This is a genomic window from Xanthomonas citri pv. mangiferaeindicae (assembly GCA_002240395.1).
Classification (GTDB): domain Bacteria; phylum Pseudomonadota; class Gammaproteobacteria; order Xanthomonadales; family Xanthomonadaceae; genus Luteimonas; species Luteimonas citri_A.
Genome location: CP016836.1, coordinates 3526795 through 3553518, shown reverse-complemented (window position 1 = coordinate 3553518; position 26724 = coordinate 3526795). Strand labels below are relative to the sequence as shown.

Below are 26724 nucleotides of genomic sequence, written 5' to 3'. Positions count from 1 at the left end.
GCGCAGCGGCAGCGCAGGTCCCGATGGCGTTCCCGGCCGGTGCGTTGTTCGATCTCGACGGCACCTTGCTCGACAGCGCGCCCGACATGCTGGCGACGGTCAACCGGATGCGGGACGCCCGCGGCCGCCCACCGCTGGCGTTGGCCGATGTTCGCCCGGTGGTCTCGCGCGGTGCGAGAGCGATGGCCGCCGTCGCATTCCCCGAGCTCGATGCCGAGGGCGTGGTCGCCCTGGTGCCGGAGTTCCTGGCGGTCTACGGCGAGGAACTGGGTCGGCATAGCCGCCCCTTCGATGGCATCGAGGCGATGCTGGCCGCACTCGAGGCCGCCGGCACACGCTGGGGCATCGTCACCAACAAACCCGAAGGGCTGGCGCAACGCATCCTGCCGCAGCTCGGTTGGCAGGACCGCTGCGCCGTCCTGATCGGCGGCGACACGCTGGCCGAGCGCAAGCCGCATCCGTTGCCGCTGCTGCACGCGGCCAGCGCGATCGACATTCCGGCACGCGATTGCGTCTACGTCGGCGACGACGCGCGCGACATCCTCGCCGCGCGTGCGGCCGGCATGCCATCGATCGTCGCGCTGTGGGGGTATCGCCTGGACGATGACGATCCGATCGCCTGGCAGGGCGATGCGATGCTCGACACGCCCGATGCCCTGTTGCAACCCGCCGCCTGGCCGCGCCCGACATGAGCGCCGCCCCGCACGACGACGACTTCCTCGCCAAGTGGCAGGCGCGATGGCCGGAATGGCGCATCGGCCTGGCCTTCGTGGCCCCGGACCTGCGCGAGCGGGTGCAGGCCTGGTTCGCATTGCTCGACGAGTTCGGCGAGGCCGCCTGGGGCGGCAGCGACCCGACACCCGGGCTGGCCAAGCTGGCCTGGTGGCAGGAAGAACTGCAGGGCTGGGACAAGGGCGCACGCCGGCATCCGTTGGCCGTGCATCTGCAACGGCACGCCGCCCCCTGGGGCACGTTGGCGCTCGCGCTGCGACTGTTGCCGGCCACGCGTGAGGCTGTCCCCGAGCCGGCCGCGCACCTGGAGCGGCTGCACGACCTCGCCCTTGCCGTGGCTGCGTGCGAGATGGCGCTGTTCGGCGATGGACGCCGCGACAGCGGGGCCGGGCGCATCACTGCGGCACCGCTGCTGGCACCGCAGGCGATGCTGCGCGGCGACCAGTCGCTGGCCGCGCGTCTGCTTGCGCGGTGGCCGCAGCGCGACGGTGGGACCCGGCCGCGTCGGATCGGCAACGCGATCCTCGCCGCACGCCTGCGGACGCTCGCGCGCCACGGACAACTGCGTCCGGCGAACGGACTGGCCGTGCTCTGGCTGGGCTGGCGCGCGGCGCGCGGCTGAGCGCCGCGGCCCGTGCGACACGCTGCGTTGCAGGGCGGTCGCCGGCCGAGCCGTTAAACTGCGTGGCCCACGCCCGCAAGGGTGTCGTCCCGTCCCCCGCGAGCGCAGCCTTGAGCGATTCCATCCGTCCCCCCGTCCTTCCCGATGTCGCCGGCGACCAGGCCCAGGCGGCGCGCCTGCTCGACTGGGTCGGCATGGCGGAGATCGCGTTGCCATTGCGCATCGAGGATGGCGACGGGCAGGCGGTCACCGTGCCGGCCCGCGCCGATATCGGCGTCAACCTGATCGATCCCGATGCGCGCGGCATCCATATGTCGCGGCTGTACCTGCACCTGCAGGACGCACTGGCGCGCGAGACCCTCGGGCGCGACACGCTCGCACGCGTGCTGGCCGATTGCATCGACTCCCAGCGCGGCCTGGCCGATCGCGTGCAACTGACCTTGAAGTACGGCCAGTTGCTGCGCCGCGCGGCGCTTGCCAGCGATCACAGCGGCTGGAAGACCTATCCGATCGAACTCGATGCGGTGCTGGGCCCGGATGGTCTGGCGCTGACGTTGACCCTCTCGGTCGAGTACTCCAGCACATGCCCGGCCTCGGCGGCGCTGTCGCGCCAGCTCAATGCGGCGCGATTCGCCACCGATTTCGCCGTCAGCACGCCGAGCTTCGACGCGGTGCACGACTGGCTGGCCTCGCCGCGCGGCCTGGCGGCGACCCCGCATGCCCAGCGCAGCCGCGCGACCGTGCGCCTGCGGCTGTCGCCCGATGTCGATGCATTGCCGGTCCTGTCGCTGATCGACGCACTCGAACTCGCACTCGGCACGCCGGTGCAGACTGCGGTCAAGCGCGAGGACGAGCAGGCATTCGCCGCCCTCAACGCCGAGAATCTGATGTTCTGCGAGGATGCCGCCCGTCGTGTCGCCGCGGTGCTGACCGCCGACCCGCGCGTTGCGCGATTCGAGGCAACCGTCGCCCACTTCGAAAGCCTGCACGCGCACGACGCGGTGGCGCGCGTCAGCGGCTGAGCGCGGACCTTCGCCGCGAGATCCCTCGTGTCGTGGCCCGCCGTCGCAAAGAGAAGGGGCGGCCGAAGCCGCCCCTTTTCGTGATGCCGATTGCCGTCGCTCAGAACTGCAACGAGAACCGGGCGCTGGCGCCGTGGTCGCGGGCGTCGTCCGACAACGCGCCGCTGTAGCCGAGCTCCAGCAGGCTGTTGGCCGACGTGCGGGCAGCGATACCCAGCTCGACGAGCGTGGCTTCGTCGGCGATCGACGGGCTGGTCACCCCGTACCAGCGGCTTCCGTCGAACGACAACTGCGCGTCATGCACCTGGTTGCCACCTGCGTAGCGATAACCCAGGTTGCCGCGCAGGCTCAACCAGCTCTGGTCCTGGGCGGTACCGCGCAGGTTGACGTTGAAGCGCACGCCGGCCGTGGTCAGGTCGACACGGGTGTCGCCGTCGCGGCCGCGCAGCGCTGCAGCGCCGCCGTCCTCGGCGAAGCCATCGTGGTCGAGTTCGACATGGGCGTACTGCAGGTACGGTTCCAGTTCCCAACGCTCGTTGCCGAACCGGTAGCCCAGTTCCGCGAAGACCTGCCATGCAGTCGCGTCGTAGCGGCCGTGCACGCCATCGGCGAAGCCGGCGAACGCGACGTCGCGCTCGACGTCCAGCTCATGCCACGCATACGTATAGCCCACGCGCAGGCCCAGGCCGTCCCAGACCTGGCTGCCGTAGACACCCACGTGACGCGTATCGGCATCACCCTTCGAGGCACGGCTGCGCACGTCGAAGTCAGTGCTGCCGACACCGCCAAAGGCGCCGACCCGCCAGCCGCCGTCGAACTGGCGGTCGATACCGACCAGCGCCGCCGTGCCGTTGTACTGCGCGCGCGCGGCATTGCCGTCGCCGCCGACCCGGCCGCCCTGGCGATGCACTTCGACCCATGCCCCGGTGTTGGCGTCGGCGTCGCGCTGACCGCGGAAGCCGTCGTGTCCGGCCGAGGCCCGGGCGAGGGCAGCATCGCGGACCAGGCGACCGCTGTCGATCAGGACCTGCTGCGCGCTGGCGTGGATTTCACCCGAGAGCTGGTCGAACGCGTTGCGTGCGCCGGCCTCGCCGAGCTGGGTCAGCGGGACCAGCAGACCCTGATCGTCGGGTAGTGCATCGAGCGCCGCCGCTGTGGCGCGCTGGTTGCCGCTCTGTGCCGCGGTCGCGAGCGCCACACCGCGCGCCACGCCCACATCGATGGCGTTCGGCCCGTACAGCAGCGACAGCGACAGGAACGGCGACAGCGCACTGGTGTCGATGGTGTCGAAGGTACCGGTCACGCCGCCCTGTGCCGACACGATGCGGTACTGCTGGCCGAGCAGGTAGGTGCCGGGCAAGCGGCTGGCGACGAGCGTGCCGCCGTACAGCGTGGCCGAGCCGGTGACTGACAGCAGGTCGGACAGGTCTGGCGGCTGCAGTTCGGCGACCAGCGTGGCATCGGCGGTCTGCACATAGTCGCCATCGACGACCAGCGTGCCGATCGAGTTGCCTGGCGCGATCGTACCGGCGACCCAGGTGTCGCCGAGCGTGCCGCTGCCACCCAGCGTGCCGAGTGCCTCGACGCGCGTCTGCCCCCCCTCGACGGTGCCGTTCACGACCGCGACACCGCGTCCGAGGATCGCGCCGGTCTGCGCATCGACCACGCCGGTCACCGTCAGCGCGGTGTCCTGCAGACGCCCATCCTCGGCAATCAACAGACGCCCGCCTTGCACGAGCACGTCGTCGGCCAGCGTATTGCGCCCGGTCAGCTCCAGCGTCCCGCCGGTCACCGTGGCGCCGTTGAAGCTGTTGTCACCCGACAGGCGCAGCCAGCCGCCGGTATTGGAGTGGAAGCCGAGCCGGCCAGGGCCGCCGATGTCATTGGTCCAGTCGTCCCAGGCATCGCCGTCCCAGACCTTGGTGCCACCTGCAGCCTGGTCCATGACGATGTCGGTGTCGACGCGCAGCTGGCCGTAGCCCTCGATCGCCTTCTCCAGGTTGAGCAGACCCCAGCCATAGATGTCGTCGACGCCTTCCTCGCCCAGGTCGGTCGCAGTGGTCAGCATGACGTCGCGGATCTGGTGGCCTTCCAGATACGGGAAGCGCTCGAACAGCAGCCCGAGCGCGCCGGTGACGTGCGGGGCGGCCATCGAGGTGCCCGAATAGTCGGCGAATCCGGGCAGCCCTTCTCGGCTGGAGAACTCGTAGCGCAGGTTGCCCGCGTCGTCCACGAACCAGTCGCCCTCGAGCAAGTCGTTGTCGTAGACGGTCGAGGTGATGACGCTGCCGGGTGCGGCGATGCACCACTGCGCCGAGATGCCGCATTTCATCGACTGGTTGCCGAGCACGCCTTGGTCGTTGAGATTGACCACGCTGATCCAGTACTGCTCGATGTCCGGGAAGATGGCCGGCAGTGTTGCGGGTGCCGATGCCTGCGGACTCTCTTCGGGCGAAGGATTCACACCGCTATTGCCTGCGGCGACTACCTGCAGCATGCCCGACACGCGCGAGGCCTCGGCCATCGTCTCCAGGGTTGCGGCGACCGACGCGATACTCATGAGCGCATCGTGATATGCCTGCGCCTCCTCCGGCGTGTACGCGGTGTACGTGTAGCCCCAGCTGTGATTCATCGCACGGACGCCATGGTCGATCGCCTGCTCGTACATCTGCGCGAATGCCGAGCTGTCGGCCGAAGTGGTCAGCGTCGTGCACTCGTTATAGAAGATGCATGGGATGTCGACGATGGTGAGACTGTCGTTGAACAGGCGCGCCGAACTCAGGTCCGCGCCCCATGCCACTCCATGCATGCCGCTGCCGTCGCGGTTGGCGGCGATCGTGCCTGCGACATGGGTGCCGTGGCTATTGAAGGACAGCAGCGTATTGCCCCACAGGTAGTCGTTGGCGGGGTTGGGGAACAGCGGCGCCAGCGACGGATCGTAGTACTCGCCCTCCACCGCGACCTGATCGCCTTCGGAGTAGAAGCAGGCATCGGGGCCATCGAGCAATTCGGTCTGAGCGCAGCGCGAACCGTCGGCAAGCAGCTCGGCCATCGTGATCGCTCGATGATCCTTGCCCGCGAACTCCGGATGGTCGAAGCCGGCGCCGGAATCCAGCAGCCCCAGTCGCACGCCAGCGCCGCTGAGACCGCGCGCATAAGCGTGATGGGCGTTGATGACTTCCAGTCCCCAGTCCGCCTTGAACTCCTCGGTGACCCAGGACGTGGAATCAGTGGGTTGCGACGGCACGGCGGCCGACGTGGAGCGGGGCGCGATGTCGGTCGAAGCCGATTTGGCCCGGGCATCGTCGCGCAGGCGCCAGCGTGCGGTGAACCCATCAGCGAACAGGACCGGCTGTGTGGTCGAGGCCGTCGCTCTGCTCCCAAAGAATGCCCGGGAAACCGCGGACTCGATCGCGGAATGCGTGTTTCCGGACGAAAATGTCTGTGCTGCAACCGGCAACGAGGCCAGTGCCATAACGCCACAGGAAATGGCCAGTGCGAGACGCGAGCGCGAAATGCGCGTGCTGCGTGAGCGTGAAACGGTGTTGCGTCGAGTCATGCTGCTTCCCTAAGTTGACTGAACAAACGCCACTGGCGATGTGAATCATCCAGCTGGCGTTCATCTATGTTAGCCGGGATGCTTGGCAAAAGATCGGGGCAGACCCCATGTCGATCAGTTGTCCGCATCGATGACGCGAACACGGATCGTCAATGCGCGTGCCGATCCGGGGCGGTCGACCCGTAGCATCCAGTCGCCCATGCGGTCGGGGGCCTGCAGGACGGCGCGGCCATCGGCGCCGACCGTCGTGACGCCATGGCCGTCGTGGATCGTGCTGCCTGGGGGCGCGCGACCTTCCAGCCGCGTGCCACGCACCACAGTGGAAGGAAAGCGCACGCGTGATTGCGTCACTTCTTCGCCGGGCTGGGTCAATCGCAGCCCCGGCGTCTTGGTGATGTCGCCCCTGGCGACGGGAGGAGCCGGGAGCGGCTTCGATGCGCACCCGGCGACCGTGGGTGCTGCGAGCAGTACAAGAAGAATGCTGTTGAACGCCGACATGGTGCGAGGAAGTCTAATCAAGCGCGCCTCCATGATCCCAACGCCTCGCAACTCTGACGAACGCGTCGCCGCGCGAGGGAAAGGCGAGCAACGTGGAGACCCGTCTTCAGCGCTCCAAGACAAGCTGGGGATCGATCCGGACGTCGAACCAGCTCATCCCCCAATGCAGGTGCGGCCCGGTCGCACGCCCAGTCGCCCCGACCGCGCCGATCACCTGGCCCTGTTCGACGCGGTCGCCAACCTTGGCGTCGAGCCGCGAGAGATGCAGGAAGTTCGAGCTCACGCCATGGCCGTGGTCGAGCAGCAGCGTGCCGCCGGTCAGATAGAGATCGGGCGCGGCGAACGTCACGATGCCGGCGGCAGGCGCCTTGACCGGCGTGCCGGTCGGCGCGGCGATGTCCATGCCCGAGTGCGGTGCGCCCGGCTGCCCGTTGTAGGAACGCGCACGCCCGAAGCGCCCGCTGATCCGCCCTTCGACCGGGCGAAGGAAACGACCGCCGAAATCGACGCGTGCGTCGTCGCGCGTCCGCGCCTGGGTCACTTGCGCCTGTTCGCGGCGGATGCGCTCGGCGATCGCCGGCGGCGGGTTGACGGTGGTCGGCGGCACCCCATTGACGCGTTCGATCGGCCAGTCGCGCGGCGCGACGTTGATCGTGGCGACATGCTCGCGACCTTCGGGGTCGATCACCTGCACTTGCACCGGGCCGACCTCGTCGCGACCGATGCCCAGTGCCACCGTCCCGTAGCCGCTGACGCGCAGCGCGCGGTCGCGATAGCGCACCTGGCTGCCCGCCGGCACCTTGCCCACGACCAGGCTGCCTTGCTCGACGCGCTCTGGAAAGCGCAGCGCGTCGGTGTCCTGGGCGGCGAGCGGCAGTGCGAACAGGGCGCAGAGCAGCAGCAGTACGAAACGTGTCGGCATCAGGAAGCGCAGTGCAGCGGAAGGGGCGGGCAGAATAGGTGAGCGCGCATGAAGCTGCGGTGGCCTGGCGCCCAGGCAGGCCCCGGCGCTCAGCGCGAGAAGGCCAGGCGCTGGCCGGCTGGGTCGCCCACGAGTTGCGTACCGTCCCAGGCCAGTTGGCCATTGACCCAGGTCGAGGCGATCTTCGAGCGGAACGTCGTGCCCTCGAACGGCGACCAGCCGCATTTGGACAGCACCTGCTCGCGCTGCACGGTGAACGGTGTGTCCTCCACCAGCACCAGATCGGCGAAATAGCCTTCGCGCAGGAAGCCACGCTCGGAGACGTCGAACAGCTGCGCCGGTGCGTGCGCGAACTTCTGCACCACACGCGTGATGTCGAAATGTCCCTCGTGGACGCATTCGAGCGCGGCGACCAGCGCGAACTGCACCAGCGGCAGCCCGCTCGGCGCACGGGTGTAGGGGTTGTGCTTCTCGGCCAGCGTGTGCGGCGCATGGTCGGTGGCGAGCACATCGATGACGTCGTCGGCCAGCGCCGCCAGCAGCGCGCTGCGATCGGAGGCGTCCTTGATCGCCGGGTTGCACTTGATCAAATGCCCGAGCCGCGCGTAGTCGGCACGGTCGAAGCGCAGGAAGTGGATGCAGGTCTCGGCGGTGATGCGCTTGCGCAGGCGTCCATCTGCGTCCACCAGCGGGCCGGCCTCGAACAACGCCAGCTCCTCGGCGGTGGAGATGTGCAGCACGTGCAACCGGGTGTCGTGCCGACGCGCCAGCGCCAGCGCCAGCCGCGTCGACTTGATGCAGGCCTCGCGCGAACGGATGTCGGGGTGGCACTGCGCCGGGATGTCGTCGCCGTACTTGGCCACATACTCGCGCTGGATCGCGTCGATCGTCGGCGTGTCCTCGCAATGGGTGATGATCGGCACCGGCGTCTCGCGGAAGATGCCGTCGAGGGTGTCGGGGTCGTCGACCAGCATGTTGCCAGTCGAGGCGCCCATGAACACCTTGACGCCCGGCGTGGTCAGCGGGTCGATCCGCCGCACGTGATCGAGGTTGTCGTTGCTCGCGCCCATGTAGAAGCCGTAGTTCGCGCGCGCGCGGCCGGCGGCACGGTTGTACTTGTCCTGCAACGCGTCCGCATTCAAGGTCGGCGGGCTGGTGTTGGGCATGTCCATGAAGCTGGTCAGGCCGCCGGCGACCGCCGCGGCCGATTCGCTGGCGATGTCGGCCTTGTGCTCCAGGCCCGGCTCGCGGAAATGTACCTGGTCGTCGATCATGCCCGGCAGCAGCCAGCGCCCGGCGGCGTCGACGACGCGCTCGCCCTCGCGTGCGGACAGGTCGCCACCGATCGCGGCGATGCGGCCGTCGGCGCCGATGCGCAGATCGCCCTCGACGATGCGGCCCTCGTTGACCAGGCGGGCGTTGCGGATCAGGGTTTGAGTCATGGCTTGGGGTCCATTTCGGGCATCGGCACCGGATCGTGCCCGCCGGGGTGGAGGGGGTGGCAGCGCGAGAGCCGGCGCAGGGCCAGCCAGCCGCCGCGCCATGCACCGAACCGGGCGATGGCGATCATGGCGTACTGCGAGCAACTGGGATGGAAGCGGCAGCGTTGGCCGAGCAACGGACTGACGAACCGTTTGTAGCCCTGCAGCAGGACGATGAGGAGACGCTCGATCACGGCAGGTCGGCAGAGGCGATGAATGCGGCGGCCGGTCCGGTTGCCGCTGCAGGGTTTGCAGGGTATAACAGCCCGCTTCCCCGTCCAAGGGAATGACAAGGATCGCAGCTCGTGGCAGCCAAGAAACCCGTAAAAAAGGCCGTCAAGAAGGCCGTCAAGCCCGCAGCCAAGGCGCCCGCCAAGGTTGCGACCAAGAAGTCTGCCCCCGCGAAGAAGGCCCCGGCCGTCAAGAAGGTGGCCAAGTCTGCGCCCGTGACCAAGAAGGCCGTCGCCAAGAAGGCCGTGGCCAAGCCGGCGACCAAGAAGACGCCGGTCACCAAGACGCCTGCCAAGAAGGCGGCGCCGTCGAAGGCCCCGGCCAAGAAGATCGCCAAGGCCGCTCCGGTCAACAAGACCGTGGCGCCGAAGCCGGCGACGAACGCCAAGGCCGCCGCTCCGTCGGTGGCCACTAAGTCCGTCGCCAAGAAGGCGGCACCGGCGAAGTCGGTCATCGACAAGCCTGTCGCCAAACCGGAGGCTGCGTCTGCGAAGGCGACGTCGGCGCCGGCGAAAACCGCCGCACCCAAGCCGGTGCCGGCTTCCACTCCCACAACACGTCCGCGTCCGGCCGGCAAGGTCGCCGTCGCGGTCGTGGCGCGCCAGCCGGAGCCGGCGCCCAGAACGAAGGTGAAGGTCGTGCAGTACAAGACCGATGAAGAGACAGGTCGTCCCATCCTCCCGGCGGGCTACAAGCCCTCCGCCGACGAGGAGTACATGAGTCCGTTGCAGCTCGAGTATTTCCGCCAGCGCCTGCTGCAGTGGCGCGCGGACCTGGTCGAGGAATCCAAGCAGACGATCGAGAACCTCAAGGACGAAGTCCGCGATGTCGGCGACGAGGCGGAACGTGCGACGCGGGAGACCGAGAACTCGCTCGAGCTTCGCACGCGCGACCGCTACCGCAAGCTGATCGGCAAGATCGACAGCACGCTCAAGCGTGTCGACTCGGGCGAGTACGGCTACAGCGTGGACTCGGGCGAGGAGATCGGTCTCGACCGTCTCGAGGCGCGCCTGACGGCCGAGCGCACGATCGACGAGCAGGAACGCTGGGAACATCTGCAAAAGCAGATGGGGGATTGACGGCTTCCGCCGATCGCTCCAGAAAAAGCCGGTCGATTCGACCGGCTTTTTCTTTGCGCGCCCGTCAGGGAATCAGGCAACAACCGACACGACCGCCGTACTGGCAACCGGGCTTGCAGGGACAGCCGGTCTCAGGATGCGTACACCGGCTGCCCGCGGCGTTGGACTGGAACGCCTGGGCAGCCCCGAACCCGAGGGACCCGATGATCGCCAACGCGACCAACGCATTCTTCATCTTGCTCGTGACCTTCTTCATCTGCCTTCTCCTGGAGTGAGACCAGCGTCTGCGACGTCCAGGCCACGGATGCCGGTCATGAGGGATGCAGCTACGTCCTTGTCCAAAGGCCCGACATGCGAGAAGACCACGCGTCCATCGTGATCGACCGCGACGAGCAGCGGTACTTGCTGCAGACCAAGCAGCGACACCAGCTTTTCCGATTGTGGAAAGACGGGGAAGTCGAATGCGGCGTCCTCCGGGTAGGCCGCCATATTGCGTCCGCCACCGATGCCCACCAGCGAGACAGCGCGTGGGCCGTCCCGCAGCTGACGCTCGATCTCCCGCACCACCGGCACCGAGGCCTTGCACGCCGGGCAACCGGTGTCGAAGACATAGATGACCTGTGCCCGGCCTGCGCCGCCCAGCGTCTCGGTGTGCCCGTCGAGGGTCTGCAGTTCGAGGGCCGGCCACCATGCGCCTACCGGCGGTGCCAGATGTGCGGTCTGAAGGTCGGTCAGCGTCGTCTGCAGCCGGCGGTTCTGGATGCCGAGCACGACAACGAGCGCGCAGGCGACTAGCAGGGCGATCGATACCAGAACGGGTGCGCGCATGGCCGGTTCCTTGGCGAAATCCGCGCGATCCCGAGCGCGGACGACTTGCGGTGGCAGGTCACGTGTTCGGGCGAGTATTCCGGGGATCGGGCAGGGCGACTCGGTCGCCCGTCACAGTTCCGCGTTACTGCAGTTCGCGCAGGTCCAGGCGGCGCAGGCGCGGTGCCTTCCATGCCGTCGTCGCGACCACGCCCATCGTCATGAAGCCGCCGAGCACGACGGCCGGCACCAGGCCGAGCAGGCGGGCCATCGAGCCCATGTAGAACGCGCCGATCTCGTTGGACGAGCCCACGAACAGGCCATTGATCGACGACACCCGGCCGCGCATGTGGTCGGGCGTCGCCAACTGCATGATCGTCGAGCGCATGACCACCGACACCCCGTCGCACATGCCCGACAGCAGCAGGAAAAACGCTGACAGCCAGAACGCAGTGGACAGGCCAAAGCCGATCATGCACAGACCGAAGCCACCGACCGCGAGCAGCAGGAAGCGGCCGGCGTTGCGCTGGATGGGATGCCGAGCCAGCCAGATGCCCATTGCCACCGAGCCCAGTGCCGGCGCGCCGCGCAGGATGCCCAGGCCCTCGGGGCCCCAGTGCAGGATGTCGTGGATGAAGGCAGGCGCCAGCGAGATTGCGCCGCCGAACAGCACCGCGAACATGTCCAGCGCCAGCGCGCCGAGCAGGATCTGGTGGCCGAATACGAAGCGCGCGCCTTCGGCGATGCTGGCGAAAATCGGGGCGCGTTGCAGCATGCGCGGCGGCTCGGTCACGCGCATCCGCGCCAAGAACACGATCACGCCCAGCGCCAGCACCGAGGCCAGCGCATAGGCGCTGGCTTCGCCGGCCCACCCGACGACGAATCCGCCGATCGCCGGGCCCACCACGACCGCGCTCTGGAAGGCGATGCTGCCCAGGCTGGCGCCCCGCGCGAACTGCTCGCGCGGCAGCACACGCGCGAACAGCGCGTTGTAGACCGGTCCCAGAAACGCCCGCACCATGCCGGTCAGCATGATCGGCAGATAGATCAGCCAGACGTGGTCGCCCAGCCCGTCGAGTGACAGCAGGGCGAGCAGCACCGGTGTGATTGCCAGGCCTGCGGCCGCCGCCATGCCCAGCTTGCGCCGGGGCAGGTGATCGACCAGGTAGCCGGCGAACGGCGCTACGCAGAAGTAGGGCAGCACTTCGGCCAGCCCCACCAGTCCGAGCATCCACGGGTTCTGGGTTGCGGCGTAGATCTGCCAGCCGACGGTGACCGCAACGATCTGGTAGGACAGGATCGTCAGGATGCGATAGCCCAGCAATGCACGAAAGCCTGGATTGCGCAGCGGCGCGGCCCGGCTGTCGGAAGACTTGTCGCCGGGTACGCTCACGCCAACGCGGACTGAGCGCGATCGCGGATGAAGGCGAGCAGGGCGGCCAGGCCGTTGCTGCGGGTGGGCGAGAGGTGCTTGGCCAGCCCGATGTCGCCGATGTAACTGGCGTCGGTATCCACGATCTCGCGTGCGCTGCGGCCCGAATACACGCGCAAGGCCAGGTAGATCAGGCCCGAGACGATCGCCGAGTCGCTGGCCGCCGCGAAGTCCAGCCGATCCGCATCACCCGAGGCCACGATCCAGACCATCGACTGGCAGCCATGCAGGCGGTTGGCTTCGGTCTTATCGCTGTCGGGAAACGGCGGCAGCTTGCGGCCGAGGTCGATCAGGTACTGATAGCGTTCCGACCAGTCGCCGAAGAAGGCGAATTCGTCGGCGATGGCGCGTTGCGCCTGTTCGGGCGAGGCTTCGAGCGGGAAGGGCGAATCGGTCACAGGCGCGGTCGGGAAACGGGCGGCGTCGCAGGGCGGGCCAGAACGCAATAGTGTGAAGCAAAAGCGCGCGAAGGGGATGTAGCGGTCTTCTCGCCGCCATCATCGCGGTCGGCTAGGCTTGCCGGCGACGCGCGAGGAGGAGCGCATGGCGAACGCGATCGTCTGGTTCCGCAACGACCTTCGGCTCGACGACAACCCCGCGCTGCACGCAGCACTCCAGGCCGGCCTGGCGCCGGTGTGCGTCTATATCCACGCCCCCGACGAGGAAGGCGACTGGGCACCGGGCGCAGCGTCCAACGCCTGGCGTCATCGCGCACTGGCCGCGCTCGACCAGGCCTTGCGCCGTCATGGCGCACGCCTGCGCCTCTTCCACGGCCCGACCTTGCCGACCCTGCGCACGCTGGTGGAGACCTGCGACGCGGAGGCGGTGTTCTGGAACCGCCGCTATGAGCCGGCGATCGAACAACGCGACGCCCGCATCAAGCGGACCTTGCGCGGCGACGGTGTGCGTGCCGAAAGCCACGACGGCGCCTTATTGTTTGAGCCGTGGGCCCTGCAGACCGGGCAGGGCGGCCCGTACAAGGTATTCACGCCGTTCTGGCGCAAGGCCCTGTCGACCTGGCGCATGCAGGCGACCTGGTCGCCGCCGCCGTTGCTGCCGACGGCCGAGGCCGGGCCCAACGGCGTCGCGCTCGCCGACCTGAAGCTCGCGCCCGAACCCGACTGGTCCACCGGCTTCTGGTCGTCGTGGACGCCGGGCGAGGACGGCGCAAGGGAGGCCCTCGAAGTCTTCGTCGACGGGCACTGCGCGACTACGCCAGTGGCCGCGACCGCCCCGATCAGGTCGGCACTTCGCGCCTGTCGCCACACCTGCATTTCGGCGAGATCGCGCCGTGGCGGATCGTTGCCGCGCTGGAGGCCGAACGTCGCGCCGCCACTGCGCCGCAGATCGATGCCTACATCCGGCAGTTGGGCTGGCGCGAGTTCGCCCACCACCTGCTGCACCATTTCCCCGACAGCATCGGCCGCGACCTCAACCCCCGCTTCGCGCGCTTCCGCTGGGCGCGGCCCGACGCCGGTCGCCTCGAAGCCTGGCAGCAAGGCCGGACCGGCGTGCCGATCGTCGATGCCGGCATGCGCGAGCTCTGGCACACCGGCTGGATGCACAACCGCGTGCGGCTGATCGTGGGCAGCTGGCTGTGCAAGCACATGCGCGTCCACTGGCGCGAAGGTGCGCGCTGGTTCTGGGACACGCTGGTGGATGCGGATCTGGCCAACAACACGCTCGGCTGGCAGTGGATCGGTGGGACCGGCGCCGACGCTTCGCCGTACTTCCGGATCTTCAATCCCGTCACCCAGGCGCAGCGCTTCGACCCGGACGGTGCCTACATCCGGCGCTGGCTGCCCGAACTGACTGACATGCCGGCGCCCTTGTTGTTCGCGCCCTGGACCGAGCCTGACCGCCTGGCGGCGCTGGCGCCAGACTATCCGCGCAAGCCGATGGTGGATCTGGATGCAGGCCGGGAGGCGGCACTCGCCGCCTATCGCGCATCACGCTGAGCGTTTGACCGAGCCGCACGCTCGTGATGCGGGGTGGCGCGCGCGAAACTGAACAGGCCTTGGACACCGTCACATCCGTCACCCTATTTGCATCAGGCAACGGGTACTTTCGCTCCCGCCATCACCATTCGCGGACATTCGTGTCCTGACCTAAGGGAGATCCAAGACATGCGCAAACTGAGCACCGCAGGCCTGACCACGGCCATCGCAGGCGTCCTGTTGCTGACCAGCTGCGCCAGCTACACCGGCCAGACCAACGCGCCCGACGATCCGAATCGCACGCGCAACAATGCCCTGATCGGTGCCGGCATCGGCGCAGTTGCGGGCCTGCTCAGCGGGTCGGATGCAACCGAACGCCGCCAGCGTGCGCTCGTCGGCGCCGGTGTCGGTGGCCTGGCCGGTGGCGCGATCGGTGCCTATCAGGATCGCCAGGAAGCCGAACTGCGTCGCCAGACCCAGGGCACCGGTATCCAGGTCGATCGCGAAGGCGACGTCATCAAGCTCAATCTGCCTGACGGCGTGACCTTCGACTTCGGCAAGGCCGATCTGAAGGCCCAGTTCTATCCCGCGCTCAACAACGTCGCGCGCACGCTGGCCGAGTACGACAAGACCATCGTCGAGATCTCGGGCCATACCGACAGCGTCGGCAGCGATGCGGTCAATCAGCGACTGTCGGAACAGCGCGCCAATGCGGTGGGCAACTACCTGATCGGCCAGGGCCTGCTGCGCCAGCGCTTCGAGATCGTCGGCTTCGGCAAGACGCGTCCGATCGCCGACAACAGCACCGAACAGGGCCGGGCGGCCAACCGCCGCGTCGAGGTCCGTGTGGTGCCGCTGCAGGGCTGATCGCCACGCGATCACGCTTGAAGAAACGCCCCGGCAGTGCCGGGGCTTTTTTTGGCTGCCAATCCGGGGGCGAGGCGACGGACAGGCGGCACCCGTCAGCAGTCGCGGCCTCGTGAATCGGAGGCCGCACACATGCCGTGGTGCGTTACAGCGCCTCGATCACGCCTGCAGCGCCCATGCCGGTGCCGATGCACATCGTCACCAGGCCGTAGCGCTTCTTGCGGCGGCGCATGCCGTGCACGATCGTCGCGGTCCGGATCGCGCCCGTCGCACCCAGCGGATGGCCCAGTGCGATCGCGCCGCCCAGCGGGTTGACCTTGTCCGGGTCCAGCTTGCTGTCGCGGATCACCGCCAGTGCCTGCGCGGCGAATGCCTCGTTGAGCTCGATCCAGTCGATGTCGTCGAGCGTCAGCCCGGCCTGCGCCAGCGCCTTGGGAATCGCCGCGATCGGTCCGATGCCCATGACCTCGGGCCGCACGCCGGCGACGGCGAAGCTGACGAAGCGCGCCAGCGGCTTGAGGCCGTGGTCGTTCACCGCGCGCTCGGACGCGAGCAGGATGCCGGCCGCGCCATCGCTCATCTGCGAGCTGTTGCCGGCGGTCACCGAACCGCCGAACTGGCCGTTGCGGAACACCGGCTTGAGCTTGGCCAGCCCCTCGAGCGACGAATCCGGGCGCGGGCCCTCGTCGGTATCCACTAGCCGCTTCTTCAGCTGCACAGTGTTGCCGGCCAGATCCGGCTGATGCGACAGGATCTCGTAGGGGCTGATCTCGTCCTTGAACTCGCCGGCCTGGATCGCGGCGATCGCCTTCTGGTGCGAGGCCAGGGCGAACGCGTCCTGATCCTCGCGCGAGACCTTCCATTCCTCGGCGACCTTCTCGGCGGTGATGCCCATGCCATAGGCGATCGCGACATGGTCGTCCTTGAACACCGACGGCGACAGCGCGACCTTGTTGCCCATCATCGGCACCATGCTCATGCTCTCGGTGCCGCCGGCGAGCATCAGGTCGGCATTGCCCAGCCGGATCTCGTTGGCGGCCAGCGCCACTGCCTGCAGGCCAGAGGAGCAGAAGCGGTTGACGGTCTGTGCGGCGACGGTATCGGGCAGGCCGGCCAACAGCACGCCGATGCGTGCCACGTTCATGCCTTGCTCGCCCTCGGGCATCGCGCAGCCGATGATCGCATCGTCGATGCGCCCCGGATCGATGCCCGGCGCCTGCGCGACGACGGCCTTGAGCACGTGCGCGAGCATGTCGTCGGGACGGGTGTTACGGAACACGCCCTTGGGCGCCTTGCCCACCGGGGTGCGGGTGGCAGCGACGATATAGGCGTCCTGGATCTGCTTGGTCATTGGAAACTCCGGAATGCGATGTCGAGGTTCGGGACGGGGACACGGCGTGGCCTGACACGCGGGCCACGCACGAACCTCAGTTCCTGAGCGGCTTGCCGGTCTTGAGCATGTGCGCGATGCGGGCCTGGGTCTTGTCCTGCTGCGCCAGCTCGACGAAGTGCTGGCGCTCCAGACGGATCAGCCAATCCTCGTCGACCAGCGCGTTGCGGTCGACATTGCCGCCGCACAGCACAGTCGCGATGCGCTCGGCGATCTCGTAGTCGTATGGGCTCACGAAGCGGCCTTCGAGCATGTTGACCAGCAGCATCTTGAAGGTCGCGATGCCGACATCGCCGGCGACCCGGATCGCACGCGCGGGCAGGGGCGGGCGATAGCCCGACTCGGCTAGCGCGGCAGCTTGCTGGCGGGCGACATGCAGCAGCTCGTAGGCGTTGAACGTCACCACGTCGTCTGCGCGCAGCAGCCCCAGTTCCTTCGCGTGCACGGCCGAGGTCGAGACCTTGGCCATCGCGACGGTCTCGAAGGTCTTCTTGAGCTCGGCGAACACGTCGCCGCCAGCACCGGCCGCGTTCGACGCGCGCACCGCCAGTTCCTTCAGACCGCCGCCGGCCGGCAGCAGGCCGACCCCGGCCTCGACCAGACCGATGTAGCTCTCCAGGTGCGCGACCGTGCGCGCGCTGTGCATCTGGAACTCGCAGCCGCCGCCCAGCGCCAGGCCGCGCACTGCCGAGACCACCGGCACCAGCGAATACTTGATGCGCTGGCTGGTCGCCTGGAAGTTGGCGACCATCGCCTCGAACGCGTCCACCTTGCCGGCCTGCAGCAGGCCCAGCGCGCCGGCGAGGTCGGCACCGGCGGAGAACGGCTCCTTGGGCTGCCAGATCACCAGGCCCTTGAAGTCCTGCTCGGCGATGCCGATCGCCTCCTGGATGCCGTCGAGCACCTGGTCGGAGACGGTGTGCATCTTGGTCTTGAAGCTGATCACGCCGATGTCGTCGCCATCGCTCCACAGCCGGATGCCATCGTTCTCGAAGCGGGTCTCGCCCTGATCGAAGCGCTCGCCAAGCAACGGGTCGGGGAAGCGCTGGCGGCGATAGACCGGCAGCGCGGAGCGCGGCAGCTTGGCATTCTGGGCCGGGCTGTAGCTGCCCTCGGCCGCGTGCACGCCCTCGCGGCCGTCGAACACCCAGTCGGGCAGCGGCGCGCTGCTCATGGTCTTGCCAGCAACGATATCCTCGGCGATCCAGTCGGCGACCTGCTTCCAGCCCGCCGCCTGCCACAGCTCGAACGGCCCCTGCTGCCAGCCGTAGCCCCAGCGGATCGCCAGATCCACATCACGCGCGGTCTGGGCGATATCTTCCAGGTGCACGGCGCTGTAGTGGAACAGGTCGCGCAGGATCGCCCAGACGAACTGCGCCTGCGGGTGCGCGCTGGCGCGCAGCTTGGCCATGCGCTCGGCGGGATCCCGGGTCTTGAGGATCTCCACGACCTCGTCGGCCGCCTTGCGGTCGGCGGGGCGGTAGTCCTGCGCCTCGAGGTCGAGGACGGTGATGTCCTTGCCGGCCTTGCGGAAAATGCCGGCCCCGGCCTTCTGGCCGAGCGCGCCCTTGTCGATCAGTGCCGACAGCCACTTGGGCGTGGCGAAATAGTCGTGCCACGGGTCGTCGGGCAGGGTGTCGGCCATCGTCTTGATGACATGGGCCATGGTGTCGAGCCCGACCACGTCGGAGGTGCGATAGGTCGCCGACTTCGGCCGGCCGAGCAGGGGACCGGTCAGCGCGTCGACCTCGTCGAAGCCGAGGCCTGACTCCTGGGTATGGTGGATCGTCGACAGAATCGAGAACACGCCGATCCGGTTGCCGATGAAGTTCGGGGTGTCCTTGGCGTAGACCACGCCCTTGCCGAGCTGGGTGGTCAGGAAGGTTTCCAGACCCTCGAGCACCGCCTTGTCGGTGGTCTTGGCCGGAATCAGTTCGGCCAGATGCATGTAGCGCGGCGGGTTGAAGAAGTGCACACCGCAGAAACGATGACGAAGTTCCTCTGGAAGAACTTCCGCCAACTTGTTGATTCCCAAGCCTGAGGTGTTGCTGGCAAGCACGGTGTGCGCCGGCACATGCGGGGCGATCTTGCGGTACAGGTCCTGCTTCCAGTCCATCCGCTCGGCGATCGCCTCGATGATCAGATCGCAGCTTTCGAGCAGCGCCAGGCCGGTCTCGTAGTTCGCCGGCACGATCGCTTCGGCCAACGCGCGCGAGGCCAGCGGGGCGGGGCTGAGCTTGCCCAGATTGGCCAGCGCCTTGCGGACGATGCCGTCGGGGTCGCCGTCCTTGGCCGGCAGGTCGAACAGCACCGTGTCGATGCCGGCGTTGGTCAGGTGGGCGGCGATCTGCGCGCCCATGACCCCGGCGCCCAGGACCGCGGCGCGACGTACAAGCAATTTCTCGGACATTTGCTCCATCCCTTTGTTCGATAAGGGCCGGGTCGAGCCCGGCATGGGGGTCAGGCGCGGAAACCGGCGGCAGAGAAGCGAATCAGTTCGCCGGCGATCCGGGTGCGGTGTTCGGCCTCGGTGGTGCCGTGCGGCCGCTTGATCAAGCCGAAGTCCGCCATCGCATAGGTCAGTGCGCCGGCCAGGAAATCCAGCCGGCCATAAAGCTCGGCCTTGCCCAGTCCCGGCAGACAGGTGGACAGGGCCGAGGCGAACTCGCGCGGCACGTGGCCGTACTGCTCGGACAGGAACTTGCGCAGCGCATCGTTCTTCTCGACATAGGCGCGTGCGATCACCCGCACGAACCCGCCGTTGCCGTTGCGACCGATCGCCATGTCCAGCGCCGGATCGACGAAGGCGGCGATGATCGGCTCGATCTGCCCGGGCTGCTCGGCCAGCGCCCGGCGCAGTTGGGCCAGGCGCTGCGCGCTCATCTGGTCCATGCGCCGGCGGAACACCTCGTTGACGAGGTTCTCCTTGCTGCCGAAGTGGTAGTTGACCGCGGCGATATTGACGTCGGCGCGGCTGGTGACCTGCCGCAGCGAGGTGCCGGCAAATCCATTGGCCGCGAACAGCTCCTCGGCTGCGCCCAGGATCTTGTCCTTGGTCGAAAACTGCCGCGTACCGCTCATCCGCTCTCCGCTGAATCAAACGCTTGTTTGATGCTAGAGCGCAGCGGGGCGATGCGTCAATGACCGCGCCTTCGATCGCGGCTTGCATCGCGTCTTGGATCGCTTCTTGGATCGCTTCTTGGATCGGCGCGCTGCGGCTTGCCTCGCAATGCGGTAGAATCACTGCAGCCGTATCGGCTAAACCCGCGCCCAGACGCGGGTTTTTCCATGCTAACTTCGACCAGCCCGCCGGGATGGTCGTCCCCATTGTCCGGAGAATTCGCAGATGGCGCTCGAGCGCACCCTGTCCATCGTCAAGCCCGATGCCGTTGCCAAGAACGTCATCGGTGAGATCTACAGCCGTTTCGAGAAGGCGGGCCTGAAGATCGTGGCCGCCAAGTACAAGCAGCTCACCCGCGAGGAGGCCGAGGGCTTCTACGCGATCCACCGCGAGCGTCCGTTCTTCAACGCGCTGGTCGAATTCATGACCTCCGGCCCGGTGATGATCCAGGCCCTGGAAGGCGAGAACGCCGTGGCTCTGCACCGCGAGCTGCTGGGTGCCACCAACCCGAAGGACGCCGCGCCGGGCACGATCCGCGCCGACTTCGCCGATTCGATCGACGCCAACGCCGCCCACGGCTCGGATTCGGTCGAGAACGCGCAGACCGAGATCGCGTACTTCTTCAAGAACGACGAAGTCGTCTCGCGCTGAGTGATGCCATCGTGACCGGGGTCGCCATCGACGTTGCTGTCGCCAAGCAGAACCTGCTCGACCTCGATCGCGAGGGACTGGAGCGCTTTTTCGCCGAGATCCTCGGCGAAAAGCGCTTCCGTGCCCACCAGGTGATGAAGTGGATCCACCACCGGTACGTCACCGATTTCAACGAGATGACCGACCTGGGCAAGGGGCTGCGCGCCAAGCTCGAGGCGCACGCCGAAGTCCGCGTGCCGCAGATCCAGTTCGAAAAGCCCTCCACCGACGGTACCCACAAGTGGCTGCTGGCGATGGATGGCAAGAACGCCATCGAGACCGTCTACATCCCTGACAAGGGCCGCGGCACGCTGTGCGTGTCGTCGCAGGTGGGCTGCGCGCTCAACTGCCAGTTCTGTTCCACTGCGACCCAGGGCTTCAACCGCAACCTGTCGACCGCCGAGATCATCGGCCAGGTCTGGGTGGCGGCGCGCCACCTGGGCAACGTGCCGCACAAGCAGCGCCGCCTGACCAACGTGGTCATGATGGGCATGGGCGAGCCGCTGATGAATTTCGACAACGTCGTGCGTGCGATGAGCATCATGCGCGACGACCTGGGCTACGGCCTGGCCAACAAGCGCGTCACCCTGTCGACCGCCGGTGTGGTGCCGATGATCGACAAGCTTGGCGAGGTCAGCGATGTGTCGCTGGCGGTCTCGCTGCACGCGCCCAACGACGCGCTGCGCAGCGAGTTGGTGCCGCTCAACAAGAAGTACCCGATCGCCGAGCTGATGGAATCGTGCGTGCGCTACGCCCAGCGCAAGCGCGGAGAGTCGGTGACGTTCGAGTACACGCTGATGCGCGATGTCAACGACCAGCCCCAGCATGCCCGTGAACTGGTGCGGCTGATGCGCGATTTCGACAACCGCCTGCAGATGAAGGACGCGGCGAAGGTCAACCTGATCCCGTTCAACCCGTTCCCGGGCACCCGGTACGAGCGCCCGGACGACGCCGCGATCCGGCGGTTCCAGAAGCTGCTCAATGAATCGGGCCGCATCGCGCCGGTCCGCCGCACCCGCGGCGACGACATCGACGCGGCCTGCGGCCAGCTCAAGGGCCAGGTCGCCGACCGCACGCGGCGCCAGGCCGAACACCTCAAGCGGCTGCGCGCCGAGGGTGGCGACGGTGTCGATGCGGTGGCCTGAGGCCGTCGTCCTGGTGATGCTCGGCATGGCGCTGGCCGCCTGCTCGCGCTCGGGGTTCGTCAAGCCGAACACCGACCGCCCGACCTACGATATCAGTGGCACCCCCGAGTTCCGCCGTGCCGAGGCCGCGCGCGAACAACTGGCACTGGGCGTGCGCGCCTACCAGCAGGGCGACGATCGAGCCGCCGAGCGCCAGGCCAAGGCGGCCTTGCGCAACGAGCAGACCGCGGCCGACGCCAATACGCTGCTGGCGCTGGTCAGCGAGCGTCAGGGCCGCTCGGCGCAGGCCGGCGCCTACTACCGCGCCGCGGTCGAGCGCGCGCCCCACCGCGGCGCGACCCTCAACAACTACGGCGCCTGGCTGTGCCGCAGCGGCCGTGCGGGCGAATCGCTGGCGCAGTTCGACGCCGCGCTGCAGGATCCGGGCTACGGCGACCGCGCCGGCGCCCTGGCCAATGCCGGCGCCTGTGCACTCGAGGCCGGTGACGCCGTGCGCGCCGAACGCGATCTGCGCGCCGCGCTGGAACTCGAACCTGCGAGCGCGGTCGCGCTCGATGCCATGGCTCGGTTGCTCGCCAGCCAGGGGCGATGGTTCGAGGCGCGCGCTTTTTCGCAACGATGGCTTGCCGTGGCCCCCGCAACTGCGGCAGCATTGCATCTGGCGGCCCGCATCGAACAGGGGCTCGGCGACGGAGCCGCCGCCGATCGACTCATGCGGCGTCTGGCGAGCGAATTTCCGGACGCGCCGCAACTCCAGCCAAGGGAAACCAGTCCACCATGAGTTCTTCGCACCAGGCCATGCCAGAGACCACGTCTGGGGTCGGAGAGCGCCTGCGCGTCGCGCGCGAGCAGGCCGGGTTGCGCCTTGCCGATGTCGCCTCGCGACTGCGGATGCAGATTCGCGTGGTCGAGGCCCTCGAGGCCGAGGATTGGGGGCGCCTGGGCGCGCAGGTGTTCGTCCGCGGTCAGCTGCGCAGCTATCTGCGTCTGCTCGGGCTGCCCGAGTCGCTGGCCGACACCGTGCCGGCGGCCACCGAGGTGCGCCCGCCAGAACTGACCCCGCGCACCTACACCCCGCCGATGCAGCGGGTGCTGGACAAGGCCATGGGCCGCGCGGTCTATGTCGTCATCACCGCACTGATCGTCGTGCCGGTCTGGGTGGCGACGCGCCAGCATGTCGACGACACCGGTGAGATCACCGCTTCGCTGGGCGTGCTCGGAGACGACGCCGCGCCCGCGCAGCCTGCCGGCCCGCGGCCGGTCACCGCATCCTTGGGCGCACTGCCCAAGCGTGCGAACGCGCCCGTGCCGGCGGCCGAGCCCGCCGCACGCGCTCAGACGGGTCGGTTGACGCTGCGTTTCAGCGGTCCGAGCTGGGTGGAAATCGTCGGCCACGACGGCCGCCGGATCGAGTCGGCCGAAATCCCGGCCGGCCAGCAGCGCGAATTCGCGACTGCGGATGTCCACCGCATCGTGCTGGGCAATGCCGGCGCGGTCGAGGTGCTGCGCGATGGGGTCGTTCAGGATCTGTCCGAGTTTCGCCGGTCGAACGTCGCGCGCTTTGAGGTATCCTCCGATCGCGGTTTTGCGCCCGTCGCCGAGTAGTCGCGACCCGCGCTGCACACAGGACCGGCACGGCGCGCGAGCGCTGCCGCCGGTCTGTCGTTTTCCAATGGCAAAGACCCGTCGCCGGCGACGGGCGCAGAGAACATATGGCACTTGATGAGCTGCTCGACGAGCGCGAACAGGGGGAGCGGGTCAAGGCCTGGCTTCGCGACAACGGCCTGGGGCTGGTCGGCGGCGTCGTTGTCGGCGCGGTCCTGATCTTCGGCTGGCAGTACTGGAAGCAGCGGACCCACGACCAGGCGGCTGCCCAGCACGCCGACTACCAGGCCGCGGTGTTGGACATCCGCGCCGGTACGCTCGACAAGGCCGGCGAGCGCGTCGCCGCGCTGCCCGATTCCACCTATGGCGAACTGGCCGCGCTGCAACTGGCCAAGGCGCAGCTCGACGCCGGCGACCGCGACGCCGCGATCGCCACGCTGCAGGGCGTCGAGGGCGCCGAACCCGGCGTGGCGGCGGTCGTGCGCCAGCGTTTGGCACGGTTGCTGATCGACGCCGGCCGCGGCCAGGAGGCCGTCGCACTGCTCGACGGCGTCGACGATGCGGTCTCGCTGGAAGTGCGCGGCGATGCGCATTTCGCGCTCGAGCAGGTCGAGCAGGCCCGCGCCGACTACGCCAGTGCGCTGCGCGGCCTCGACAGCGCCGCGCCGCAGCGCGGGCTGGTCGAGCTCAAGCTTTCCCAAGTCGGCGGTGCGCCGGACGAACCCGAGGTTGAATCCTGATGACCGAGCACACGGCCCCCGCCGCGGCTTCCCCCGTTCCGTCCCGCGCGTTGCGGTTCGCGGCGATCGCGCTGTGCGCGGTCGCGGTGAGCGGCTGCAGCACCGTGCGCGGCTGGTTCGGCAACAGCGAGAAGGCCGATGCCAAGGCGCTGTCGGAACCTGCGAAGCTGACCGACATCACCCCGTCGGTGACGGTGACCCGGCTGTGGCGGACCAGCGCCGGCAAGGGCGAAGGACGGCTGGGCGTGCGTCAGGGGCCGGTGGTCGCCGATGGCCGCGTCTACGTCGCCGCGATCAAGGGCGGCGTGCGCGCACTGGACCTACAGAGCGGCGCTTCGGTCTGGCGCCATGAATCGGACCTGCGCCTGAGCGGTGGTCCGGGTGTCGGCGATGGCCTGGTCGTGGTCGGCAGTCTGGACGGCGACGTGCTGGCGCTCGATGCGGCGACCGGTGAGCAGCGCTGGACCGCCAAGGTCACCAACGAGGTCATCGCCGCACCGACGATCGGGCAGGGCCTGGTGCTGGTGCGCTCCAACGATGGTCGCGTCACCGCGTTCGACATCGCCAGCGGCGAGCGCCGCTGGTTCTGGGTGCGCGAACTGCCGTCGCTGACCGTCCGCGGCAACGACGCGCCGGTGCTCGGGCCGGGCTTCGTCTTCGTCGGCAACGACGACGGCACGCTGGCCGCACTCGCGCTGGCCGACGGCCGCACGCTGTGGGAGCAGGCGGTCGCCCAGCCCGACGGCCGCACCGAGCTCGAGCGCATGGCCGACGTCGACGGCACCCCGGTGCTCGAGGAAGCCGTGCTGTTTGCCAGCAGCTACCGCCACCGCACGATGGCACTGGAAGGCCCGAGCGGGCGCCCGCTGTGGGTCAGCGACCATGGCGGCTCCAACCGCCCGGCGCTGTCGCCGCATCGCGTGGTCGTGACCGACGCCAACGGCACCGTCTGGGCGCTGGACAAGTTCAGCGGCACGGCGGCGTGGCAGCAGCCGGCGCTGGCGCGGCGCAATCTCAGCGCCGCGGCGGTGCAGGGCGACTACGCCGTGGTCGGCGACTTGGACGGCTATCTGCACTGGCTGCGCCTGGACGACGGCGAGTTCGCCGCGCGCGAGCGCGCCGGCCGCGACCCGATCAAGGGCGCCCCGGTCGTCGCCGACGGCGTGCTGGTGGTGCAGACCGTCGACGGCGACGTCAGCGCCTGGCGCCTGAACCAGTAAAGTTTCGGCGCCGCCAATGCGACACTGACGTGACCCAGGTGGTCGCCGGGCATGGCCCGGCGATACCGCGGCAGCGATGACCTGGTAGAGGCCGATCTTGGTCGGCATTCGCCGCAACGACGGCAGTTCAACGCGCCTGCTCCCTCAACCGCTGCAGGATCGGGGCAAACAGTGGCGCCTGCATCGAGCGCGGTGGCTGCACAGCCTCGCCTTTCTCCACTGCCTGCCAGTATGACCACGGCAGCGCTGCGTCGCCCAACTCGTAATCCATGCCATCCCAGCCGTCCTCGCGGAACGCGTAGAACGCCCAGTGCACGCGCTGCTGCTCTGCCACCGCCAGCACGTCGTGGAGATAGGCAGCGCAATCGGGCCAGCGGCGCATGCAGCCGAACTCACCGATCACCATCCGGTTGGCGCCGATGCCATGGGTTTTCGCCCAGTCCATCGGCTGCTGCAGATAGCGGCGTATGCGTGCCGCATCCCAGTGCTGTTGCCCCGAACCGAACGGCACCGTGGCCGGGTAGCGGTACGGCGTGGCGCGTTTCTGGTTAGGCGCACTGGTCGCCGCATAGGGTTCGTACATGTGCACGCTGTACAGCAGCTTTGCGTCGTCCAGCGGCGCCGGCCAGTAATCGAACGCATCAGCCGCCGCATACCAGCCGGCATCGAGCATCAGCGGCATGTCTGCATCCACCGCGCGGATACTGTCGATCAGCTCGCGGTACAGCACGCGCAGATCGCGCGGGCCGCCCTGCACGCTGGTGTACCACTCCTGCATTGCCGCGCGTGGCGCATGCTCGGCAAGCGCGGTGCCGTACTCGGGTGCCGGCTCGTTGATCAGGTTGTAGGCGGCGAGCGCCGGATGCCCCTTCAGGGCCGCAGCCAGATCACGCCAGAAGCGCTGCGCCGGAACGTGGTTATCCATCGACTGCCATAAACGCGGGTCGACCACGTCGCCGTTCTTCTGTTTCCAGCGCAGCAGGGGCAGCGACAATGGCACCAGCACCACCTTCAGGCCAGCGGCATCTGCGTCATCCAGCGCACGGCGCAGGGTCACCACATCAGCCTGCACCAGCCCTTGGTAGTGGTCGGCATCGCCCAAGAGGAAATCGCGACCTCCGGCACTTTTCCACTTGTCCGGGGTCAGCCGCACCCAGGTCGCGCCGGTGTCACGCAGCGCCTGGAAGTAGGCACGGTCCGGCGGATTCTCGTTGAAACTGTTGCCGCCGCGCTGCGGCGTTTCCCAGAAGGTGATGTCGGCGGCGAACGCCGGGGGGGCGGTGGCGAAGGCTAGGCACAGCAGGCTGCGGCGCAGAAACATGAGGGTCTCCATGAAGAGGGAGATTCAACGTGCGGGGCGCAAGCCGAACGGCGGGTGAGTGTTGCCATATCCGCCAGGCATGGCCAGGCGCTCGCAACGCGCTGCAACCCGACAAGTCAGGCAACAAACCTCAGAGCGCGCCCAGATCACCCAGCGCACGGGACAACCGCCGTACACACTTGCCCGGTTCGTGCTCGGGCGGTTGCAAGCGATCGCGTGCGGCGACGCGCAGGGCATGCTGATCAGGACGATGCGCGCGAGCGCGCCGGCCGCGACCCGATCAAGGGCCCCGGTCGTCGCCGA

23 protein-coding genes and 1 pseudogene are annotated in these 26724 nt (G+C 68.4%); 12 read left to right on the top strand and 12 right to left on the bottom strand.

Going from position 1 to position 26724, the window contains the following annotated elements:
• Window positions 1-23: 23 nt before the first annotated feature.
• The 3 genes from BEN78_15405 to BEN78_15395 all read left to right on the top strand — a co-directional run bounded on the left by BEN78_15405 (window position 24) and on the right by BEN78_15395 (window position 2376).
• Window positions 24-692 (top strand): phosphoglycolate phosphatase, encoded by a 669-nt coding sequence (locus BEN78_15405; protein ASR44539.1) that lies wholly within the window; start codon window positions 24-26, stop codon window positions 690-692.
• A complete protein-coding gene (locus BEN78_15400) occupies window positions 689-1354 on the top strand; it encodes a hypothetical protein (GenBank protein ASR44538.1) in 666 nt (221 codons plus the stop codon). The genes BEN78_15405 and BEN78_15400 overlap by 4 nt, the downstream gene beginning before the upstream one ends.
• A 122-nt stretch (window positions 1355-1476) precedes the next feature.
• Window positions 1477-2376, top strand: coding sequence for a GTP cyclohydrolase (locus BEN78_15395; GenBank protein ASR45184.1), 900 nt, complete (start codon window positions 1477-1479; stop codon window positions 2374-2376).
• Window positions 2377-2476: 100 nt separating this feature from the next.
• Here the strand turns inward: BEN78_15395 and BEN78_15390 are convergent, their stop codons facing one another.
• The 5 genes from BEN78_15390 to BEN78_15370 form a co-directional block, all read right to left on the bottom strand.
• A complete protein-coding gene (locus BEN78_15390; protein ASR44537.1) occupies window positions 2477-5935 on the bottom strand; it encodes an autotransporter outer membrane beta-barrel domain-containing protein in 3459 nt (1152 codons plus the stop codon).
• 114 nt (window positions 5936-6049) lie between these two features.
• Window positions 6050-6253 (bottom strand): hypothetical protein, encoded by a 204-nt coding sequence (locus BEN78_15385; protein ID ASR44536.1) that lies wholly within the window; start codon window positions 6251-6253, stop codon window positions 6050-6052.
• Between the two features lie 286 nt (window positions 6254-6539).
• Complete coding sequence (locus BEN78_15380) at window positions 6540-7355, bottom strand: peptidase M23 (protein ID ASR44535.1); 816 nt, start codon at window positions 7353-7355, stop codon at window positions 6540-6542.
• 89 nt (window positions 7356-7444) lie between these two features.
• Window positions 7445-8797 (bottom strand): dihydroorotase, encoded by a 1353-nt coding sequence (locus BEN78_15375; GenBank protein ASR44534.1) that lies wholly within the window; start codon window positions 8795-8797, stop codon window positions 7445-7447.
• Window positions 8794-9030, bottom strand: a complete 237-nt coding sequence (locus BEN78_15370; GenBank protein ID ASR44533.1) for a membrane protein insertion efficiency factor YidD — start codon at window positions 9028-9030, stop codon at window positions 8794-8796. The genes BEN78_15375 and BEN78_15370 overlap by 4 nt, the downstream gene beginning before the upstream one ends.
• 570 nt (window positions 9031-9600) lie before the next feature.
• Here BEN78_15370 and BEN78_15365 point away from each other — a divergent pair.
• The gene (locus tag BEN78_15365; GenBank protein ASR45183.1) at window positions 9601-10146 is read left to right on the top strand and encodes an RNA polymerase-binding protein DksA; all 546 of its coding nucleotides are present in this window, start codon (window positions 9601-9603) and stop codon (window positions 10144-10146) included.
• A 252-nt stretch (window positions 10147-10398) separates the two neighbouring features.
• On the opposite strand, the gene BEN78_15360 is transcribed toward BEN78_15365, so the two are convergent.
• The 3 genes from BEN78_15360 to BEN78_15350 form a co-directional block, all read right to left on the bottom strand.
• Complete coding sequence (locus tag BEN78_15360) at window positions 10399-10974, bottom strand: hypothetical protein (GenBank protein ID ASR44532.1); 576 nt, start codon at window positions 10972-10974, stop codon at window positions 10399-10401.
• 124 nt (window positions 10975-11098) lie between these two features.
• Window positions 11099-12346 (bottom strand): multidrug transporter, encoded by a 1248-nt coding sequence (locus BEN78_15355; GenBank protein ID ASR44531.1) that lies wholly within the window; start codon window positions 12344-12346, stop codon window positions 11099-11101.
• Window positions 12343-12783, bottom strand: a complete 441-nt coding sequence (locus BEN78_15350) for a Fe-S cluster assembly protein SufE (protein ASR44530.1) — start codon at window positions 12781-12783, stop codon at window positions 12343-12345. Before BEN78_15350 ends, BEN78_15355 begins: the two co-directional genes overlap by 4 nt.
• A 145-nt stretch (window positions 12784-12928) precedes the next feature.
• On the opposite strand from BEN78_15350, the pseudogene BEN78_15345 reads away from it, so the two are divergent.
• Both BEN78_15345 and BEN78_15340 read left to right on the top strand, forming a co-directional pair.
• Window positions 12929-14343: pseudogene (locus BEN78_15345) on the top strand (deoxyribodipyrimidine photolyase).
• A gap of 168 nt (window positions 14344-14511) precedes the next feature.
• Entirely contained in the window at window positions 14512-15189 is a 678-nt protein-coding gene (locus BEN78_15340) for a cell envelope biogenesis protein OmpA (protein ASR44529.1), read from the top strand.
• A gap of 145 nt (window positions 15190-15334) precedes the next feature.
• On the opposite strand, the gene BEN78_15335 is transcribed toward BEN78_15340, so the two are convergent.
• From BEN78_15335 to BEN78_15325, 3 genes are all read right to left on the bottom strand, one after another.
• On the bottom strand, window positions 15335-16540 hold the full coding sequence (locus BEN78_15335) for an acetyl-CoA acetyltransferase (GenBank protein ID ASR44528.1): 1206 nt from the start codon (window positions 16538-16540) through the stop codon (window positions 15335-15337).
• Between the two features lie 76 nt (window positions 16541-16616).
• The gene (locus BEN78_15330) at window positions 16617-18989 is read right to left on the bottom strand and encodes a 3-hydroxyacyl-CoA dehydrogenase (protein ASR44527.1); all 2373 of its coding nucleotides are present in this window, start codon (window positions 18987-18989) and stop codon (window positions 16617-16619) included.
• A 50-nt stretch (window positions 18990-19039) separates the two neighbouring features.
• On the bottom strand, window positions 19040-19660 hold the full coding sequence (locus BEN78_15325; protein ASR44526.1) for a TetR family transcriptional regulator: 621 nt from the start codon (window positions 19658-19660) through the stop codon (window positions 19040-19042).
• A gap of 265 nt (window positions 19661-19925) precedes the next feature.
• Here BEN78_15325 and BEN78_15320 point away from each other — a divergent pair, with 265 nt between their 5' ends.
• The 6 genes from BEN78_15320 to BEN78_15295 all read left to right on the top strand — a co-directional run bounded on the left by BEN78_15320 (window position 19926) and on the right by BEN78_15295 (window position 25100).
• The gene (locus BEN78_15320; GenBank protein ID ASR44525.1) at window positions 19926-20351 is read left to right on the top strand and encodes a nucleoside-diphosphate kinase; all 426 of its coding nucleotides are present in this window, start codon (window positions 19926-19928) and stop codon (window positions 20349-20351) included.
• Window positions 20348-21535, top strand: a complete 1188-nt coding sequence (locus BEN78_15315) for a 23S rRNA (adenine(2503)-C(2))-methyltransferase (protein ASR44524.1) — start codon at window positions 20348-20350, stop codon at window positions 21533-21535. The genes BEN78_15320 and BEN78_15315 overlap by 4 nt, the downstream gene beginning before the upstream one ends.
• Window positions 21522-22316, top strand: coding sequence for a type IV pilus biogenesis/stability protein PilW (locus BEN78_15310; GenBank protein ASR45182.1), 795 nt, complete (start codon window positions 21522-21524; stop codon window positions 22314-22316). The genes BEN78_15315 and BEN78_15310 overlap by 14 nt, the downstream gene beginning before the upstream one ends.
• Window positions 22313-23140 carry a hypothetical protein gene (locus tag BEN78_15305; protein ID ASR44523.1) on the top strand — a complete coding sequence of 276 codons (828 nt, stop codon included), beginning with the start codon at window positions 22313-22315 and terminating at the stop codon, window positions 23138-23140. The genes BEN78_15310 and BEN78_15305 overlap by 4 nt, the downstream gene beginning before the upstream one ends.
• 107 nt (window positions 23141-23247) lie before the next feature.
• Window positions 23248-23880 (top strand): hypothetical protein, encoded by a 633-nt coding sequence (locus tag BEN78_15300; protein ASR44522.1) that lies wholly within the window; start codon window positions 23248-23250, stop codon window positions 23878-23880.
• Window positions 23880-25100 (top strand): outer membrane protein assembly factor BamB, encoded by a 1221-nt coding sequence (locus BEN78_15295; GenBank protein ASR44521.1) that lies wholly within the window; start codon window positions 23880-23882, stop codon window positions 25098-25100. Before BEN78_15300 ends, BEN78_15295 begins: the two co-directional genes overlap by 1 nt.
• A gap of 127 nt (window positions 25101-25227) precedes the next feature.
• On the opposite strand, the gene BEN78_15290 is transcribed toward BEN78_15295, so the two are convergent.
• Window positions 25228-26421, bottom strand: coding sequence for a glycosyl hydrolase (locus BEN78_15290; GenBank protein ASR45181.1), 1194 nt, complete (start codon window positions 26419-26421; stop codon window positions 25228-25230).
• Window positions 26422-26724: the final 303 nt, after the last annotated feature.

Excerpts from the sequence above, each read along its gene's own strand:
- BEN78_15360 (ASR44532.1), bottom strand. The coding sequence starts at position 10,974 with ATGCGCGCACCCGTTCTGGTATCGATCGCCCTGCTAGTCGCCTGCGCG.
- BEN78_15325 (ASR44526.1), bottom strand. The coding sequence starts at position 19,660 with ATGAGCGGTACGCGGCAGTTTTCGACCAAGGACAAGATCCTGGGCGCA.
- BEN78_15330 (ASR44527.1), bottom strand. The coding sequence starts at position 18,989 with ATGTCCGAGAAATTGCTTGTACGTCGCGCCGCGGTCCTGGGCGCCGGG.
- BEN78_15290 (ASR45181.1), bottom strand. The coding sequence starts at position 26,421 with ATGTTTCTGCGCCGCAGCCTGCTGTGCCTAGCCTTCGCCACCGCCCCC.
- BEN78_15340 (ASR44529.1), top strand. The coding sequence starts at position 14,512 with ATGCGCAAACTGAGCACCGCAGGCCTGACCACGGCCATCGCAGGCGTC.
- BEN78_15305 (ASR44523.1), top strand. The coding sequence starts at position 22,313 with ATGAGTTCTTCGCACCAGGCCATGCCAGAGACCACGTCTGGGGTCGGA.
- BEN78_15400 (ASR44538.1), top strand. The coding sequence starts at position 689 with ATGAGCGCCGCCCCGCACGACGACGACTTCCTCGCCAAGTGGCAGGCG.
- BEN78_15320 (ASR44525.1), top strand. The coding sequence starts at position 19,926 with ATGGCGCTCGAGCGCACCCTGTCCATCGTCAAGCCCGATGCCGTTGCC.
- BEN78_15380 (ASR44535.1), bottom strand. The coding sequence starts at position 7,355 with ATGCCGACACGTTTCGTACTGCTGCTGCTCTGCGCCCTGTTCGCACTG.
- BEN78_15335 (ASR44528.1), bottom strand. The coding sequence starts at position 16,540 with ATGACCAAGCAGATCCAGGACGCCTATATCGTCGCTGCCACCCGCACC.
- BEN78_15375 (ASR44534.1), bottom strand. The coding sequence starts at position 8,797 with ATGACTCAAACCCTGATCCGCAACGCCCGCCTGGTCAACGAGGGCCGC.
- BEN78_15310 (ASR45182.1), top strand. The coding sequence starts at position 21,522 with ATGCGGTGGCCTGAGGCCGTCGTCCTGGTGATGCTCGGCATGGCGCTG.
- BEN78_15295 (ASR44521.1), top strand. The coding sequence starts at position 23,880 with ATGACCGAGCACACGGCCCCCGCCGCGGCTTCCCCCGTTCCGTCCCGC.
- BEN78_15405 (ASR44539.1), top strand. The coding sequence starts at position 24 with ATGGCGTTCCCGGCCGGTGCGTTGTTCGATCTCGACGGCACCTTGCTC.
- BEN78_15390 (ASR44537.1), bottom strand. The coding sequence starts at position 5,935 with ATGACTCGACGCAACACCGTTTCACGCTCACGCAGCACGCGCATTTCG.
- BEN78_15300 (ASR44522.1), top strand. The coding sequence starts at position 23,248 with ATGGCACTTGATGAGCTGCTCGACGAGCGCGAACAGGGGGAGCGGGTC.